Origin of the sequence: Actinoplanes sp. NPDC023936, from assembly GCF_040639325.1 — a bacterium.
Classification (GTDB): Bacteria; Actinomycetota; Actinomycetes; order Mycobacteriales; family Micromonosporaceae; genus Actinoplanes.
The window spans coordinates 52707-69090 of record NZ_JBEZZR010000030.1; the positions used below are offsets into that span (position 1 = coordinate 52707).

The following is a 16384-nucleotide window of genomic DNA, read 5'->3' on the forward strand; positions in this document are numbered from 1 at the left end:
GTCGCGCGCGAGGTGGCGGACCGCTGTGCTCTGCGGCAGGGTGGACCGGTGTCCAATGACGACGTCCGCCGCCCGGGCCCGGTCCGGCGACCGGTGGCGCGACTGGCCAGTCCCGCGGGCCTGGTTCTGGCCGGACTCTGCCTGCTGCTGCCTTTCCTGAGCGCGTCCTGCGAGAGCGCCCAGACACCGGTGCGGTGGCAGGTCACGTACACCGGTGTCGACATTTTCACCGGCGGCCGGCCTGAGGTCGCCTTCACCGGCGACGCGGGCCGGGAGCCGATCCGCCGGCTCGACGACGCCGAGGCGGAGCGTGTGCTCGGCGCGCCGCCTGAACCGTTGCCGCCGCAGCCCGTCGCCTGGGTGGCCGTGACCCTGATGGCGGCGGCGCTCGCCGCCGCGGTGGCAGTCCCGTCGCGGCGATGGCGGGCCGCGGCAACCGCTGGACTCGCCCTTGCCGCAGCCGTCGTCCTGGCTGGTGCGACGACGCTGGCGCGGCGGGACGCGGCGGACGCGGTCGCGGCGGTGGTGAGCAAAGTCGTCACGTCATCCGGCCCGTCAGTGCCGGAGCTGCGCCGCTGGGAACACTACGACCAGGTCAGCGACCTGTTCAGCTACGGGTACGGGTTCTGGCTCGCGATCGTGGCCCTCTCCGCCGTCGGCGTGGCCGGCATCGTCGGGGTGCTCCGTGACCCGGCCGGCGAGCGCGACGAGCCGGCGGCCGCCACTCGGGAAGCTTGAATCGATGGCTCGCCCCGCGCTGAGCGGGCGTCACCGTGAGCGCGAAGGCTCCAGCCATCCCCGATAGACGACCTCCTCGGGCAACCGCGCGGCCAGCCTCGTCCACGCATCGAGCCACCGGCGGCGGATGCGGCTGGGCGCCCAGTCCGCCGGCCGCAACTCGAGCGGGATGAGCGGATCGTCGCGCATCGCGCGTTCTAGCGCGTCAGCCAGCAGGATCTGCCGCGTCACCACGGGTACGCCCGTATCCTCGCTGCCGGAGATCGCCCGCTCGGCCACCTGGTAGCCCTCCACGATCGGCAGCGCCGGCCACAGCAGTTCCGCGATCTCCGGCGGGGAGGTCACGCCCCGGATGTCGAGGCTTGTCGCCACGGCCCGGACGAGGTTGCCGCCACCGACCATCGCGCTGAGATCATGAGGGCTGACATAGAGCCCGGTCGACACCACTGCGGCGCCCGCGTCGGCGAGGTCGCGCCGTAACGCGTCCCGGACGGCCCGCTCGCTCTCCGGCACGCTGACCGCGAGCAGCCTCCAGGTGCCGTCCCAGGGCGCCTCGCCGCGGTCCTGCGCGAGTGCGAGACGCAGGCCGAGCCGGTCCCGCGCGAGGCGCCGGCGGCCGGCGTCGGTGAGAGCCAGACGACCCCGTCGCCCGCGCCCGTCCTGCGTGATCTCACCGGCCGCGATCATCCGGCGGATCGCCAGCCGCAGCGGCTGGTCCTCGATCCCGGCCGCATTGCCCGCCTGATAGACGAGGTCGAGCTCGGCGTGCCCGGCGAAGGGCAGGAAAGCTTCGATCACCGTACGGGGTAGCGGCCCCATCAACGTGTCCTCTTCCGCATCGTCCGGTAACGGTCGAAACCGTACAGGTGCCGCAGCGCCCCGATCGACCCGTGCCCGGCCGTCTCGAAGCCGACGCGCCGATAGAGCGCCTCGGCCCGCGGATTGGTGTCGACGACCGACAGCTGCACCCACTGATCGCCGTGGCGGGCGCCGAGCTCGGTGGCCGCGTCGAGCAGCGCGGATCCGATGCCCCGGCCACGGTGCTCGGCGGCGACGCAGATGCCGTCGAGCACCAGCACGCCGTCGAGCTCCCGGCGTTCGAGCGGCGCGAGGGCGAGCGCTGCCCAGGCGGCGGCGACCGTGCCGAGGCCGGTCCGCAGCCGCGCCCAGGACAGGTCGACGGCCCCGTGGCCGCCGTGATGGAAGCCGCACATCCCGGCGACCTCCCCACCCACGCGGGCGACGAGTGTCCGGTCCGGGCGCAGCGCCGCCGTGACCTGCCCGGCGCCGGCGGCGTCGTCACGGAAGGCGATCCGCAGCTTGGCGCGGAAGGCGGCCCAGTACAGCTCGCCCACCCGCGCGCGTTCGGACTCGGTGAAACCGATCGACAGCTCAGCCATGACGTGGATTCTATCGGATACGGTACGACCGTGAATAAGAAGATAGCTTTGCCGGTCCTGGCGGTCCTCCTGCTCGCCGGAGTGGCCGTCGTCCTGCTCGGCAACGACTACCGCATCGACGAGACGCGACTGACCATCCCCACGGCCGGCGGCAGTCTCGACGCGGTGCTGGCCGGCCCGCGCGAGGGAACCGCCCGCGGGCTGGTCGTGATGATTCACGGCGACGGCCCGGTCGAGGCCACCCACGACGGGCTCTACCGGCCGTGGTTCGAAGCCGCGGCCGACGCCGGCTTCGCCACCCTCTCCTGGAGCAAGCCGGGCGTCGGCGGCTCCACCGGCGACTGGCTGGGGCAGAGCATGGCCGACCGGGCCGCCGAGGCGTCCGCCGCCATCGACTGGGCCCGCACGCAGCCCGGCATCCCGACCGGCACGCTGGTGCTGTGGGGAGCGAGCCAGGCCGGCTGGGTGCTGCCCAAGGTCGCCGCCGCCCGCGACGACATCAGCGCGGTCGTCGCCGTCAGCCCGGCCGTCAACTGGCTGCGCCAGGGCCGGTACAACCTGCTGGCCGAGCTCGCCCACGACGGCGCCGGTCCGGCCGAGCGGGACCGGGCGGTCGCCGTGAGCGACCACACCCGGCGGCTGCTCGAGGAGAACGCCGGCTACCACACCTACCGGTCCAGCACTCGCGACGCCGCGCCGATGGACGCCGCACGCTGGGACTTCGTACGCCGCAACTATCGCTCGGACGCCACGGCCGACCTGCTGGCGCTGAGCGCGACGCCGGTAACGGTCCTGCTGCTGCTCGGCGAGCACGACCGCAACGTGGACGTCGCCGAGACCGAGGCCACCTACCGGCGGATTCTCGGCGACCGGCTCACCACCGCGCGTTTCGACGCGGCGCACTCGATGGCCCGGCCCGCGATGGAGGACTCCGCGCCGCTCGGTCTCGCCACCGGCGTCGTCTGGCCCCGGGCCCTGCTCGCCGACGGGGTTCTCGGCACGTATGGCGACTATCTCGCCGCCCGGTGAGCAGCCGTCAGCCGGGGAGGTACGGGTCGGCCCAGGCGCTGATCACCCGGGCCGCCCGCTGAGCCTGCCCCGGCGCGGTCAGCAGATGGTCCGAGCCTTCCAGGGCGACGAAACTGCGCGGATGCTTCGCGGTCCGGAAGATCCGGCTGGCGTTGTCGACACTCACGGTGCTGTCCGTGGGGGAGTGCATCACCAGCAGGGGAAGTCCGAGCGCGACCACGTGATGGTGCAGCTCGGCCCGGCGGAAGTCCTCCACGAGACTGCGCTTGAGGATCAGCGCCTTGCCGCCGACCAGCCACTCGGCGTGGCCGTCCTCGATGACCCGGTCGACGAGCGCCTGGTAGTGCCGCTCCACGTTCTTCGGCTCGAACGGCGCGCCGATCGTGGCGACCGCCCGGACGCTGGGTATCCGGTTCGCCGCGGCGATCACCGCGGCGCCGCCCAGGGAGTGGCCGACCAGGATGTCCGGCGGGGTGCCGCGCTCGGCCAGGAACGCGGCGGCCAGGACCGTGTCGTCCACCTTGACCGCGAACGAGCCGTCGCCCCAGTCGCCGTCCGAGTCACCGAGACCGAGGTTGTCGAAGCGCAGCATCCCGATGCCCTCGGACGCCAGCTGCTTGCACGTGCGGGACGCGGCGGGGGAGTCCTTGCTGAGCGCGAACCCGTGCGCGAACACACCCCAGCCCCGGACCGGCTCGGCGGGCGGGTCGACAAGCCCGGCCAGCGCGGGCCCGCGGCTGCTGGCGAATCGGACGCGGTCGGCCACACCCCGATCCTAGGGCCGGCGACCTCAGCCGTGTCGGCCGCCTGGCAAGCCCGACGCCCGCGGTTCGCCGAACGCCTTCAGCAAGGCTTCCACCTGCTCACGGCTCAGGTCGTGCTGCTGTTCCTCGCGCGCCTCCATCAGCATCTCCCATTGCTCCGGGGTGAGAAGCATGAGGTTCTCGAAGCCGTCCGGAAGGTCCTCGTCAGGCGAGGAAAGGCTGTCGGACACGAGTTGACTCCTGGTCGTGCGGCGCGGCGGCGAATGAATATGTGCTGATTGTCCAGCACCGGGAATCCCGATGAACCCGGTAGGTGACGAGTCCGGGCAGGTGATTCATGCAGCCGACGGGCGAGACTCGCTGGCGTCGCTCAGCGGGCGGCGGCGGGCGCCGACAGCGCCCCCGCCGGATGGCCCGGTGTCTGCTGCGACAGCGGCATCGTCAGGACGAACACCGAACCGTGCCCGGCAGCGGGCCGGTAGGTGACGTCGCCGCCGTTGGCCCGGGCCAGCTCCCGGACGATGTAGAGGCCGAGCCCGGTTCCCGGCGCGGTCGACGCGGTGCTGGAGGCACGGGCCAGCCGGCCGAAGAGCCGGTCGCGGAAGTCCGGTGGGACGCCGGGCCCCTCGTCGTGCACCTCGAGGACGGCGGTCCCGGACGCCGGCTGCGCGAACGCCGCGATCGCTGTGGCGCCGCCGCCGTACTTGGCGGCGTTGCTGATCAGGTTGGTCAGGATGTGGTCCAGGTGGCTGGGCTGCATGAGGGCGACCAGGCCGCGCGGGCAGTCGACCGGGACGCCGGTGACTTCCCCGGCGGCCAGGGCCGCGTCGATGTGGTCGGCGACCACGGTGGGGCTGGGCAGCGCGGTGAGCTGGCCGGCGTCGATGCGGACCAGGGCGAGGACCTCGTTCACGATGGTGTCGAGCCGCCGGGCGTTGCGGTGGATGCGTTCGAGCAGGTCGGCGAAGGGTTCGGGCAGGTCGTCGTCGGCGCGGGCCAGTTCGAGGTGCCCGAGGATCATGGCGAGCGGGTTGCCGATCTCGTGGCCCAGCATGCCCATCAGGTCGGACTTGAGCTGGTTGGCCGCCTCCAGGTCGCGGTTGCGGTCGGCCAGTTCGAGGTGGGCGGCGTCGCGGGCGGCCTCGGCGGCCTTGCGGGCGCTGATGTCCTGGAGGATGCTCACCAGCTGCGCGGGCCGGCCGTCGGCGTCGCGGACGGCGGAGACGGTGACCTGGGCGTCGAGGTGGCTGCCGTCGGCGCGCATCAGGGTGAGCTCGCGGCTGATCAGCGGTCGCCGGTCGGAGATGACGTCGTCCAGGTCCCGGCGGTGCGCGTCGCGATCCGGTACGGCGAACAGGTCGCTCAGTTTGGTGCCGGTCAGCTTCCGCGCGGTCGTCCCGACCATGTCGAGGAATGCCGGGTTGGCCTCCTCGATGCGGTCGTCGGTGCCGTGGATGACCTGACCGACGGCGGCATGTTCGAAGTGCGACCGGACCCGGCGTTCGCTGTCGGCGAGGCGGCGGGTCGCGGCGGCGAGATCGGCGGTACGGGCCCGGACCGCGCTGTCCAGCGAGTCGTAGAGGAGGGCGTTGTCCAGCGACACCGCGAGCTGGCCGGCGATGAGCCGTACCGTCTCCAGCCGGTCGGTCGAGAAGATGCCGCGCTGCCGGTGGTTCTCGAGCACGAGCACGGCGTGGGCGACGTTGTGGCTGGGCACCGGCACGACCAGCAGCGCGCACAGGTCGAGCCCGGACAGGTACGGGTCGTGACTGAACCGGTCGTCGTGGGCGGCGTCGTCCACGAGCAGCGGTTCGCGGGTGCGTAACACGTACCGGACGGCGGAGAGCGGCAGGCGGCTCTCGCCGGGCTCGGCCGGGTCGGCGACGACGGCGGCCGGCTCTTCCCGGCCCGGCCCGGCGATCGCCGACAGGTACCAGTCAGAGGTCTCCTGGTGGTGCAGCACCAGGTGCGCGGCGGTGGCCCCGGTCATGCCGGCGAGCAGGTCGCCGACCTGCGCCTGCAGGCCCGCCACGGTGGTCTGCGAGCTGAGCGCCTGGGAGGCGCGCAGGACCGCCATCAGGTCGATCGGCAGCGTCTCGCCGCTCGACGAGTGCGATCCGGTGGCCGGGGACGCGGTGGCCCGCAGGAACGGGTGGGCCGCGGTCATGGCGTCGGCCTTGCCGTGGGCGCCCCACCGGGAGTAGGCGTCGAGGGCCTCGGCGAGCAGGCGGCGGCCGCCGTACTCCAGCCCTTGGCTGAGGTGGAACTGCCCGGCTCGTTCGGCCAGCAGCGCCCGGTGCCAGGGGCGGCCGGAGACCTCGGTGAGCCCGGCGTCGTACTCGCGGGTCGCCGTGACCGGGTCGCCGAGCGCCCACGCGCGTTCGGCCTCGACCAGGTGCAGCAGCGGCCGGAAGTTGTGCGGGCAGTCGGCCGCGCGCCGGGCCAGCCAGCACCGGGAATCGTCGAGGTCGCGCACCGCGGAAGCGTCCGCGCCGGCGCGGATCCGCCGGGCGAGGCTGACCGCGCGCGTCACCCGGGCCAGCATCGAGTTGTAGAAGCCGCGGATGGCCCGGACGCCGGCCATCGCGGCGGCGGACGCCTCGTCCAGGGCCGCGGGGTCGTCGAAGATCATCGCGGCGAGGGCGCGGTTCGTGTGATAGGTCGCCAGCCCGGCCTGGGCAGCGGCGATCAAGGTCAGGTGCTTTCCCTCGTCGAAGTCGGCGCTGACCAGTGAGCCCGGCCGCTCGGTGCGGCCCTGCAGCGCCCGGATCAGCTGCCGGTAACCGGTCAGCGAGAGCACCGCGAAGCGGGCGCCGGTCCGCTCGGCGAACGCCAGGCTCAGGGCGATCTCGTCGGCGGCCGCCTCCAGCGTCTCGCCGCAGTCCACCAGCACGGCCGTCAACCGGTTGGACAGCATGCTCGCGACCTGGACGTCACCGACCGAGATCAAATCGTCGCGGGTCTGCTGGGCGGCCTCCAGAATGCCCTCGGCGGGTTCGCACCAGTGCGCGGCCAGGCACAGATGCATGTACCGGGCGACCGCTGTCTCGGCCCGGTAGCCGTGCCGGCGGCCGACCTCGACGGTGTGGGCGGTCAGCCGGTAACCGGTGCGGTAGTCGTCGCGCCGGTCGATGGTCACGGCGACCACGGCGCCCAGCGTGCCGACGAACGGCGCGCACACACCGTGACGTTCCCACAGCTGTTGGGCCTGCAGCACCAGCCAGGAGTGCATCAGCGGGTCGAGGTGGAACGCGGGCGCCAGCAGCCGGTTGATCACACGGCCGGCCGCGATGATGCGCGGATCGGTGGTCTCGGCGGTGCTCGCCTGTCCCGCCTCGATCCGCTCCGCCCACCGGTACAGCCGGTCGGTGCCGGCGTCGACGGACGTGGCGAGGTCGGCGGGCAGGGCGATGCCGAACCGGTCCAGGACCCGTACCCCGAGGTCGATGGCGGCCACGCTGGCGCCGCGCTGCGTCAGGCTGTTGATCTGGGTGGGTGTGGCGGCGGCGAGAGCCAGCAGCCCGGGGGAGCGGTCGATGAGGGACTGGTACACCTCGTCGGCGTCGGTGAGCCGGCCGAGGCAGTAGAGGGCGGCGTGCCGGTCGGCGAGGATCGCGTCCGCCGGCGACAACTGGCCGGCACATCGGTACAGCTCCTCGGCGACCACGTAGTTGGTCAGCTGGGCGGCCCGGCGCCCGGCCGCGTGCAACAGTTGCGCGGCGGCTCGTCGTTCGCGGGGATCGTCGATCAGGTCGGTGGCCGCGAGGTACTGCTCGGCCGCCTCCTGCCGGGCGTCGTCCCGGTCGGCGAGGTTGCGCGCCATGGCGAGTTGCAGCCGGGCGCGTTCCTGATCGTCGAGGGCGTCGTAGGCGGCACGGTGGATGAGATCGTGCCGGAACCGGACCGTGCCGGACGTCGTCCCGGGCCGGTCGGTGACGACCAGGCGCGCCGCGCCGGCCGGCGCCAGGTGCTGGACGAGGGCGGCCGCCGGCATGCGCAGCGCGGCGGCGAGCAGCGCCGGCTGGATGTCGCCGCCGAGACAGGCGAGCGCGGTCAGCACCCGGCGGGTCGGGCCGGGCAGCCGTGCGAGCCGATCGGTCATCACGTCCGGGACGAGCTTGCGGGCCAGGAACGCGCGGGTCGCGGCGGCGTCCCAGCGCCAGCCGTCGCGGCCCAGCGCGAGCAGGCCGTCGCCGCGCAGCGCGTTGAGCAGTTCCACCGCCGTGTACGGGTTCCCCCCGCTCGGCTGGTGCAGCAGTTCCGCCAGGCCGGCCGCCGTGTCCCGCGGAAGTCGCAGCACGGCGCTGACGAGTGCGGCGAGGCCGCCGAGGTCCAGCCCGGTGAGCCGGATCGGCCTGTCGATCCGGCCGTTCTGCTCGCCGCGGGCGACCAGAGCCGTCAGCGGGTGCTCGGGGCCGGTGTCGTGGTCGCGGTAGGTGCCGACGATCAGCAGGCCGGGGATCGGCCCGGCCGACACGATCGTGTCGAGCACCTGCAGCGAGGAGCGGCTCGCCCACTGCAGATCGTCGATGGCCAGGACGACCGGCCGCTGTCCGGCCACGGCCGTGAGCAGGGAGATGACCGCGGTGGTGGCCCGGGCGGGCGCGGTGGCCGGGTCGTCGGCGGCGGGTTCGGCGCGAGCCCCGAGCAGCGGCGTCAGCTCCGGGATGGTGGTGAGGGCGGTCGGCAGGTTCGCCCCGAGCGCGGCGACGATCCGGCGCCGGTCGGCGGTGATGTCCGGCTCCGGTTCGGCGAGCAGCAGCCCGGCCAGCTTCGCCATGGCGCGCCGGATGCCGCCGCTGCCGGTTCCGGTGCGGAACTGGTCGTACTTGCCGGTGACGAACCAGCCGCCCCGGGCCGTGACGACCCGGCGCAGCGCGGCGACCAGGGAGCTCTTGCCCACACCGGCCGGTCCGCTGACGAGAACGGCGGGCCCGCCGCTCTGTGCCCGGTCGAGCGCCTCGGTCAGCAGGCGTTGCTCGTCGTCGCGCCCGACCAGGTCGGCGGGACCGGTCAGGACCGCCGGGAAGTCGTGCTCGCCCAGGCACCAGTGCCCGGTGCCGAAGCAGTCCAGGTCGTGGGCGAGCGCCTCGGCGCTCTGATAGCGCAGGTCGGGGTCCTTCTCCAGCAGCCGCAGGATGATGTCGCCGAACGCGGGCGGCAGTCCCGGGTGGCGCCCGGCGGGGGAGACCGGGCTGCGGACCAGGGTGTCCCGGATGACGTCGAGCGGGTCGTCGCCGGGAAACGGTGCTTCGCCGGTGGCCAGCGCGTACAGGGTGGCGCCCAGGCCGTACAGATCGGCGCGGTGATCGACCGGCAGGCGTAACCGCCCGGTCTGTTCCGGCGCCTGGTAGCCGAGGGTGCCCACCGGCTGGTCCGGCGGCGCGGTCGCGGGTGAGCCGGGCGGCAGGATCTCGGCCATGTCGTAGTCGATCAGCAGCGGCGTCCCGGATCCGGTGAGCACCACGTTGGCGGGGGCGATGTCGTGGTGCAGCACGCCGGCCCGGTGAATCGCGGCGACGGTGGTGGTCAGGTCCCGCGCGACGTCGAGCAGGCGGTCGGCGGTCAACCGGCTCGCGGAGACCGGGCGGCCACCCTCGTCGAGCGAGAACAGCGACTGGCGGGCCTGGCGAGCCGCGAGGCGCGGAACCCCGCTGACACCGGAGAGGCACTGCAGCACGGCGCGTTCCCGGTCGATCCGCCGGACCGCTCCGGGGCCGGAGGCACGTTTGCAGATCAGGGAACCGGCGTCGTCGGTGGCGGTCTGGCGGAGGACCTGTGTTCGATCGCTGCGGTACAGCAGCTCCTCTGCCATAAATCCTGATAATGCCACCCAAAACATGATCCGTTGTGATGAAGCCGGTCGAGGTCCAGACCCGACCGATCGGGTACGGGCCGAGCACCGCCCCGCAGGCGGTGACCGCCGGATCCCGTCACGCGTCCGCACCGGCCTGCCGGGAGTGCGGCGGCGGCCGACCATCGGCACGGCGCCGGCATAACGATTCCGGTGTGCCGAAATGGAGTTCCGCTCGGGATTCTTCGCCAAAAATCGTTGCCGAGATTTCGTTATGCCGCCGGTCGGTATCCAGTCGATGAGACATTCGGAAAAAACACTCTTGAATGTCTGGAAACATCCTGGCAATCTTCCAATTCAAGCTGTTAGCGCTCCCATCCCCAGCTGGCATCTGACCTTGCTCCACATGGACCAGCAGTCAATGCCGTGTGAGCGATAACAGGAATCCCCATGTCAGGGAGGCGTATCGCCGTGCCTGGAAGAAGCGTGCCTCAGAGAAGCGTGCCTCAGAGAAGCGTGCCGGGAAGAAGCGTGCCGGGAAGAAGCGTGCCGGGAAGAAGACGGTGGATGGGCGCAGCCCTCCTCGCCGCGGCACTGGCCACCACGTGTGTCATCGCCCAGCCCGGCGTGGCCGCGGCGGAATCCAACGGCGGCACCCGGATCATGCCGCTGGGCGACTCGATCACCGAAGGCACCCAGGTGCCCGGCGGCTACCGGATCGGGCTCTGGCAGCGCGCGGCGACCGCCGGATACCGGGTCGACTTCGTCGGCTCGCAGTTCAACGGGCCGTCCACGCTCGGCGATCACGACCACCAGGGCCACCCCGGATGGCGCATCGACCAGATCGACGCGAACATCAGCGGCTGGCTCCGGACGACCACCCCGCGCACCGTGCTGCTGCACATCGGGACCAACGACATCCTGCAGAACTACAACGTGGCAGGCGCACCGGCCCGGTTGTCCACCCTGCTCGATCACATCAGGGCCGCCGTGCCCTCGGCCGACGTCTTCGTGGCCACCCTTATCCCGCTGGCCAACCCGGGTCAGGAGACCGCCGCCCGTGCCTTCAACGCGGCCCTCCCCGGCATCGTCGGCAGCAAGGGCTCGCGCTTCCACCTCGTCGACATGCACGCCGCGCTCACCACCGCCGACCTGATCGACGGCATCCACCCCACCGCCGGCGGCTACGACAAGATGGCCGCCACCTGGTACGCGGCCCTGCGATCGGTCCCGGGATCGATCGGTGAACCGGCCACCAGCACCGGCGGGGCGCTGGCCGGCACCGGCTCCGGGCGCTGCCTGGACGTGCCGAACGGCAGCACCGCCAACGGCACCCAGCCGATCATCTGGGACTGCAGCGGCGCCGCCAACCAGCGGTGGGCCTACGACGGCCAAACCCTGCAGGCGCTGGGCAAGTGCCTGGACTCACCCACCGGCGCCACGGCGGGCGTCAGAGCGCAGCTGTGGAGCTGCAGCGGCGCGGCCAACCAGCGGTGGGCCTTCGTCTCCGGCGGCACGGTCCGCAACGCCCAGTCGGGCCTCTGCCTGGACGTCAGCGGCAACGCCAACGGCGCCGCGGTCGCGCTCCGAACCTGCACCGGTGCCCCCAACCAACTCTGGACGAGGCGATGATGAAGAAGCTCAGGACGATGTTCGCCGCGGCTCTGCTGCTGCTGGCCGGCACCGCGGCCGTGCTGCCCGGCTCCGCCGCCCAGGCGCTGGACAACGGTGTGGCCCGGACCCCGCCGATGGGCTGGAACACCTGGAACACCTTCGGCTGCAACATCAACGAGACGCTGATCCGGCAGATGGCCGACGCGATGGTCAACAGCGGCATGCGTGAGCTCGGCTATCAGTACGTCGTCGTGGACGACTGCTGGTTCAACCCGAACCGGGACTCCGCCGGCAACCTGCAGGGCGACCCGTCGCGATTCCCCAGCGGCATGAAGGCGCTCGGCGACTACCTGCACGGCAAGGGCCTGAAGTTCGGCATCTACCAGGGGCCGCTCGACAAGACCTGCGCGCAGTACTTCAACAGCTATCCCGGCGCCACCGGCAGCCTCGGCCACGAGGTGCAGGACGCCCGGCAGTTCGCCGCCTGGGGCGTCGACTACCTCAAGTACGACTGGTGCTCGCCGGCCGGCACGATCAACGACCAGGTCGCCACGTTCGCCAAGATGCGCGACGCGCTGGCCGCCACCGGCCGCCCGATCGTCTACAGCATCAACCCGAACAGCATCCACGCCAAGACCGGGCCGCTGCGCGACTGGGGCGACGTCGCGAATATGTGGCGCACCACCGAGGACATCACCGACGCCTGGGACACCGGTCAGACCAACGGCTACCCGATGGGCGTCAAGAACATCGTCGACGTCACGGTCCCGCTGGCCGCCTACGCCCGGCCGGGGCAGTTCAACGACCCGGACATGATGGAGGTCGGCCGCGGTGGCATGACCGACACCGAGCAGCGCAGCCACTTCGCGCTCTGGGCGATGATGGCCTCCCCGCTGATCGCCGGCAACGACCTGCGCTCGATGAGCACGGCCACCCAGGCCATCCTGAAGAACCCCCGGCTCATCGCGATCAATCAGGACACGCTCGGCCTCCAGGCCAACCAGATCTCGTACGACGGTACGCGTCGCGTGCTGGCGAAGAGGCTGGCCAACGGCGACGTCGCGGTCGCCCTGTTCAACCAGGGCGCCTCGGCCAGCACCGTCACGACGACCGCCGCCGCGATCGGCAAGTCCGGCAGCTCGTTCACCCTCCAGGACGCCTGGAGCGGCAGCACGACGACCAGCACCGGCGGCATCAGCGCGACCGTCCCGGGCCACGGCACCGCCATCTTCCGGGTCAGCGGCGGGACGACCACCCCGCCGAGCACCAGCACGCTCGTCAGCGCCGCGTCGGGACGCTGCCTCGACGTACCCAACGGCAATTCCGCCAATGGCACCCAGCCGGTCATCTGGGACTGCAACGGCGGCGCCAACCAGCGCTGGACCACCTCGGGCGCGGCCGTCCAGGCGCTCGGCAAGTGCCTCGACGCGCCGATCGGCGCGACCGCCGGCGTCAAGGTCCAGCTCTGGGACTGCAACGGCCAGGCGAACCAGCAGTGGACGCTGCGATCCGACGGCACCCTCCGCGGCACCGCCTCGGGGCTCTGCCTGGACGTCGACCGCAACCTCACCGCGAACGGCACGCCGGTCCTGCTGTGGACCTGCGGTACCGCCGCCAACCAGCGATGGAGTCGTGTCTGATGCCGAAGAGACAGTTCGCCGCCCTGATCTGCGCCCTGGCCACGGCGGTGCTGGGCGTCGCCGTCCCGGCCGCCGCACGCGCCGACAACCCGATCGTGCAGACCATCTACACCGCCGACCCGGCGCCGCTGGTGCACAACGGCCGCGTCTACCTCTACACCGGCCACGACGAGGACGGCTCGACCTACTTCACCATGAAGGAGTGGCGGGTCTACTCGTCCGCCGACATGGTCAACTGGACCGACCACGGTTCGCCGATGAGCCTGACCACGTTCAGCTGGGCCAGCGCGAACGCGTGGGCCGGGCAGGTCGTCGCGCGCAACGGCAAGTTCTACTGGTACGTCCCGGTCACCAACCGGGCGACCGGCCGGATGGCGATCGGCGTCGGCGTGGCCAGCAGCCCGACCGGCCCGTTCACCGACGCGATCGGGCGTCCGCTCGCCGAGAACGGCGAGATCGACCCGACCGTGTTCATCGACGACGACGGCCAGGCCTACCTCTACTGGGGGAACCCCAACCTCTGGTACGTACGCCTGAACGCCGACATGATCAGTTACAGCGGCGCGGTGACCCGGATACCGCTCACCACCGCCGGCTTCGGCACCCGGACCGGCGACGCCAACCGGCCGACGCTGTACGAAGAGGGCCCCTGGGTCTACAAGCGCAACGGGCTCTACTACAACGTCTTCGCCGCCAAGTGCTGCTCGGAGTTCATCGGGTACTCCACGGCGCCCGGACCGACCGGGCCGTGGACCTATCGCGGCACCGTCATGCCGACCCAGGGCAGCAGTTTCACCAATCACGCCGGAGTCGTCGACTTCAACGGCGGGTCGTACTTCTTCTACCACAACGGCGCGCTCCCCGGCGGTGGCGGCTTCACCCGCTCGGTCGCCGTGGAGAAGTTCAGCTACAACGCCGACGGCAGCATCCCGGCGATCTCGATGACCTCGGGCGGGGCGCCGCAGAGCGGGACGCTCAACCCGTACGTCCGCCAGGAGGCCGAGACCATCGCCTGGAGCTCCGGCGTCGAGACCGAACGCGCGAGCGAGGGCGGCCTGAACGTCGGCTACCTCGACAACGGCGACTACATCAAGGTCAAGGGCGTCGCCTTCGGGGCCGGCGCCACATCGTTCTCCGCCCGGGTGGCCTCCGCGACGGCGGGCGGGCGGATCGAAGTACGGCTCGGCGGTCCCACCGGAACCCTCGCCGGCACGTGCACGGTCCCGGCGACCGGCGGCTGGCAGGCCTGGACCACCGTCAGCTGCCCGGTCAGCGGCGCCACCGGCACCCGTGACCTGTACCTGCGGTTCACCGGCGGCAGCGGCTACCTCTTCAACGCCGACTGGTGGAGGTTCGCATGAGGGCCGTTCTGATCGCGATCCTGAGCGTGGCGCTCACCCTCACCGCACCCGCCGTCCCGGCGTCCGCCGCGACGATCGACACCAGCGCGTCCTACGTGCTGGTCAACCGCAACAGCGGCAAGGCGCTCGACGTCTACAACCTGTCCACCGCCGACGGCGCGCGGATCACCCAGTGGACCCGCAACGATCAGGCGCAGCAGCAGTGGCAGTTCGTCGACGCGGGCGGCGGCTACTACCGGCTGAGGTCCCGGCTGTCGGGCAAGGTTCTCGACGTCTCCGGCGCCTCCACCGCCGACGGCGGCGCGATCGTGCAGTGGACCGACAACAACGCCGCGAACCAGCAGTTCAGCGTGCAGGACATCGACGGTTACATCCAGCTGATCAACCGGAACAGCGGCAAGGCCGTCGAGGTGCAGGGCGCGGCCACCACCGACGGCGCCAACATCGTCCAGTACGGCGACTGGAACGGCGCCAACCAGCAGTGGCAGCTCGTCAAGCTCGGCGGCACGCCCTCCACCGGCACCTTCACCAATCCGGTGGTGTGGCAGGACTTCGCCGACGGCGACATCATCCGGGTCGGCGACGCCTACTACTACTCGGCGTCGACCATGCACTACTCGCCCGGTGCGCCGATCCTGCGCTCCTACGACCTGGTCAACTGGGAGTACGCCGGGCACTCCGTGCCCCGGCTGGACTTCGACTCCGGCGCCTACGACCTGACCGGCGGACGGGCGTACGTCAAAGGCATCTGGGCGTCGGCGTTCAACTACCGGCCCAGCAACAGCACGTACTACTGGCTGGGCTGCACCGAGTTCAACCGGACCTACGTCTACACCGCCTCGGCGGTCGACGGCGCCTGGTCGAAGAAGGCCCGGATCAACAACTGCTACTACGACGCCGGACTGCTGTTCGACAACGACACCCCGTACGTGGCGTACGGCAACGGCACGATCAGCGTCGCCCAGCTCTCGTCCGACCTGACCTCGCAGGTGCGGTCACAGACCGTCTACACCACGCCGTCGAGCATCGGCACCCTCGAGGGCGCCCGGATGTACAAGCGCGGCAACTACTACTACATCTGGCTGACCCGCCCGGCGAACGGCCAGTACGTGCTCCGATCGACCAGCCCGTGGGGCCCGTACGAACAGCGGCAGGTTCTTCTCGATCTTCCCGGGCCGATCTCCGGGGGAGGGGTGCCGCACCAGGGCGGGCTCGTGCAGACCCCGAACGGTGACTGGTGGTACATGGCGTTCACCGACGCCTACCCCGGCGGCCGGGTGCCGACGCTCGCCCCGATCACGTGGAGCAACGACTGGCCGGTGCTGACCACTGTCGGCGGCCGCTGGGGCGCCACGTACCCGAAACCGAACATCACCACCTCGAAGACGGTGCGTCCGATGATCGGCCCGGACACCTTCACCGGCAGTGCGCTGGGACCGCGCTGGGAGTGGAACCACAACCCGGACACCGGCAGGTTCAGCGTCGGCAACGGGCTGCGGCTGTCCACCGCGACGGTGACGAACGACCTGTACAACGCCCGGAACACCCTGACCCATCGGATCCAGGGCCCGGCATCCACCGCCACCATCGAGCTGGACTACTCGGGGATGGCGAACGGCGACCGGGCCGGCCTGGCGATGCTGCGCGACTCGTCGGCCTGGATCGGCGTCCGCAAGGACAACGGCGTCACCCGGGTGTCGATGACCAACGGGCTGACCATGAACTCCAGCTGGGCGACCACCGGCACGGGCAGTGAGGCGGCCGGTGCGGCGGTGAGCGGCGGCAAGGTCTGGCTGCGGGTCAGCGCCGACATCCGGCCCGGCTCCGGCCGGACCGCGACGTTCTCCTACAGCACGAACGGCAGCACGTTCACCCCGCTCGGGCCCGCGTTCACCCTCAACAACGCCTGGCAGTTCTTCATGGGTTACCGCTTCGGCATCTTCAACTACGCCACCCAGGCGCTGGGCGGCGCTGTCACGGTCAGCCGATTCGATCTGACCGCCCCCTGATGTACGACACCATCCCCACCCGTTCCACGAGGAGT

General features: G+C 71.6%; 11 protein-coding genes. 6 read left to right on the forward strand and 5 right to left on the reverse strand.

Annotated elements, in window-relative coordinates:
- Positions 1–48 precede the first annotated feature (48 nt).
- Positions 49–738: a hypothetical protein gene (locus AB0F72_RS30410; RefSeq protein WP_360438156.1), complete on the forward strand. Its 690-nt coding sequence runs from the start codon at positions 49–51 to the stop codon at positions 736–738.
- A gap of 30 nt (positions 739–768) precedes the next feature.
- On the opposite strand, the gene AB0F72_RS30415 is transcribed toward AB0F72_RS30410, so the two are convergent.
- Together AB0F72_RS30415 and AB0F72_RS30420 are read right to left on the reverse strand one after the other, a co-directional pair.
- Positions 769–1557 carry a PaaX family transcriptional regulator gene (locus AB0F72_RS30415; RefSeq protein WP_360438159.1) on the reverse strand — a complete coding sequence of 263 codons (789 nt, stop codon included), beginning with the start codon at positions 1555–1557 and terminating at the stop codon, positions 769–771.
- Positions 1557–2138: a GNAT family N-acetyltransferase gene (locus AB0F72_RS30420; RefSeq protein ID WP_360438162.1), complete on the reverse strand. Its 582-nt coding sequence runs from the start codon at positions 2136–2138 to the stop codon at positions 1557–1559. Before AB0F72_RS30420 ends, AB0F72_RS30415 begins: the two co-directional genes overlap by 1 nt.
- A 30-nt stretch (positions 2139–2168) precedes the next feature.
- On the opposite strand from AB0F72_RS30420, the gene AB0F72_RS30425 reads away from it, so the two are divergent.
- Positions 2169–3167, forward strand: coding sequence for an alpha/beta hydrolase (locus tag AB0F72_RS30425; RefSeq protein ID WP_360438165.1), 999 nt, complete (start codon positions 2169–2171; stop codon positions 3165–3167).
- A gap of 7 nt (positions 3168–3174) precedes the next feature.
- Here AB0F72_RS30425 and AB0F72_RS30430 read toward each other — a convergent pair whose 3' ends face one another.
- The 3 genes from AB0F72_RS30430 to AB0F72_RS30440 all read right to left on the reverse strand — a co-directional run bounded on the left by AB0F72_RS30430 (position 3175) and on the right by AB0F72_RS30440 (position 9746).
- Positions 3175–3933: an alpha/beta fold hydrolase gene (locus AB0F72_RS30430; RefSeq protein ID WP_360438168.1), complete on the reverse strand. Its 759-nt coding sequence runs from the start codon at positions 3931–3933 to the stop codon at positions 3175–3177.
- A gap of 24 nt (positions 3934–3957) precedes the next feature.
- On the reverse strand, positions 3958–4161 hold the full coding sequence (locus AB0F72_RS30435; protein ID WP_360438171.1) for a hypothetical protein: 204 nt from the start codon (positions 4159–4161) through the stop codon (positions 3958–3960).
- Between the two features lie 140 nt (positions 4162–4301).
- A complete protein-coding gene (locus tag AB0F72_RS30440; RefSeq protein WP_360438174.1) occupies positions 4302–9746 on the reverse strand; it encodes an AAA family ATPase in 5445 nt (1814 codons plus the stop codon).
- Between the two features lie 546 nt (positions 9747–10292).
- On the opposite strand from AB0F72_RS30440, the gene AB0F72_RS30445 reads away from it, so the two are divergent.
- Genes AB0F72_RS30445 through AB0F72_RS30460 form a run of 4 tightly spaced genes read left to right on the forward strand, consistent with a single transcriptional unit; the run spans position 10293 to position 16349 of the window.
- Positions 10293–11357 carry a ricin-type beta-trefoil lectin domain protein gene (locus tag AB0F72_RS30445; protein ID WP_360438177.1) on the forward strand — a complete coding sequence of 355 codons (1065 nt, stop codon included), beginning with the start codon at positions 10293–10295 and terminating at the stop codon, positions 11355–11357.
- A 17-nt stretch (positions 11358–11374) separates the two neighbouring features.
- On the forward strand, positions 11375–12979 hold the full coding sequence (locus AB0F72_RS30450; protein ID WP_360438309.1) for a ricin-type beta-trefoil lectin domain protein: 1605 nt from the start codon (positions 11375–11377) through the stop codon (positions 12977–12979).
- Positions 12979–14340 carry a glycoside hydrolase family 43 protein gene (locus AB0F72_RS30455; protein WP_360438180.1) on the forward strand — a complete coding sequence of 454 codons (1362 nt, stop codon included), beginning with the start codon at positions 12979–12981 and terminating at the stop codon, positions 14338–14340. The genes AB0F72_RS30450 and AB0F72_RS30455 overlap by 1 nt, the downstream gene beginning before the upstream one ends.
- Positions 14337–16349 carry a family 43 glycosylhydrolase gene (locus tag AB0F72_RS30460; protein WP_360438183.1) on the forward strand — a complete coding sequence of 671 codons (2013 nt, stop codon included), beginning with the start codon at positions 14337–14339 and terminating at the stop codon, positions 16347–16349. Before AB0F72_RS30455 ends, AB0F72_RS30460 begins: the two co-directional genes overlap by 4 nt.
- Positions 16350–16384 lie beyond the last annotated feature (35 nt).

What these genes read in the sequence shown, in the direction of transcription:
- AB0F72_RS30415 (WP_360438159.1), bottom strand. Translation starts at nt 1,557, where the DNA reads ATGGGGCCGCTACCCCGTACGGTGATCGAAGCTTTCCTGCCCTTCGCC.
- AB0F72_RS30420 (WP_360438162.1), bottom strand. Translation starts at nt 2,138, where the DNA reads ATGGCTGAGCTGTCGATCGGTTTCACCGAGTCCGAACGCGCGCGGGTG.
- AB0F72_RS30440 (WP_360438174.1), bottom strand. Translation starts at nt 9,746, where the DNA reads ATGGCAGAGGAGCTGCTGTACCGCAGCGATCGAACACAGGTCCTCCGC.
- AB0F72_RS30445 (WP_360438177.1), top strand. Translation starts at nt 10,293, where the DNA reads ATGGGCGCAGCCCTCCTCGCCGCGGCACTGGCCACCACGTGTGTCATC.
- AB0F72_RS30450 (WP_360438309.1), top strand. Translation starts at nt 11,375, where the DNA reads ATGTTCGCCGCGGCTCTGCTGCTGCTGGCCGGCACCGCGGCCGTGCTG.
- AB0F72_RS30455 (WP_360438180.1), top strand. Translation starts at nt 12,979, where the DNA reads ATGCCGAAGAGACAGTTCGCCGCCCTGATCTGCGCCCTGGCCACGGCG.
- AB0F72_RS30460 (WP_360438183.1), top strand. Translation starts at nt 14,337, where the DNA reads ATGAGGGCCGTTCTGATCGCGATCCTGAGCGTGGCGCTCACCCTCACC.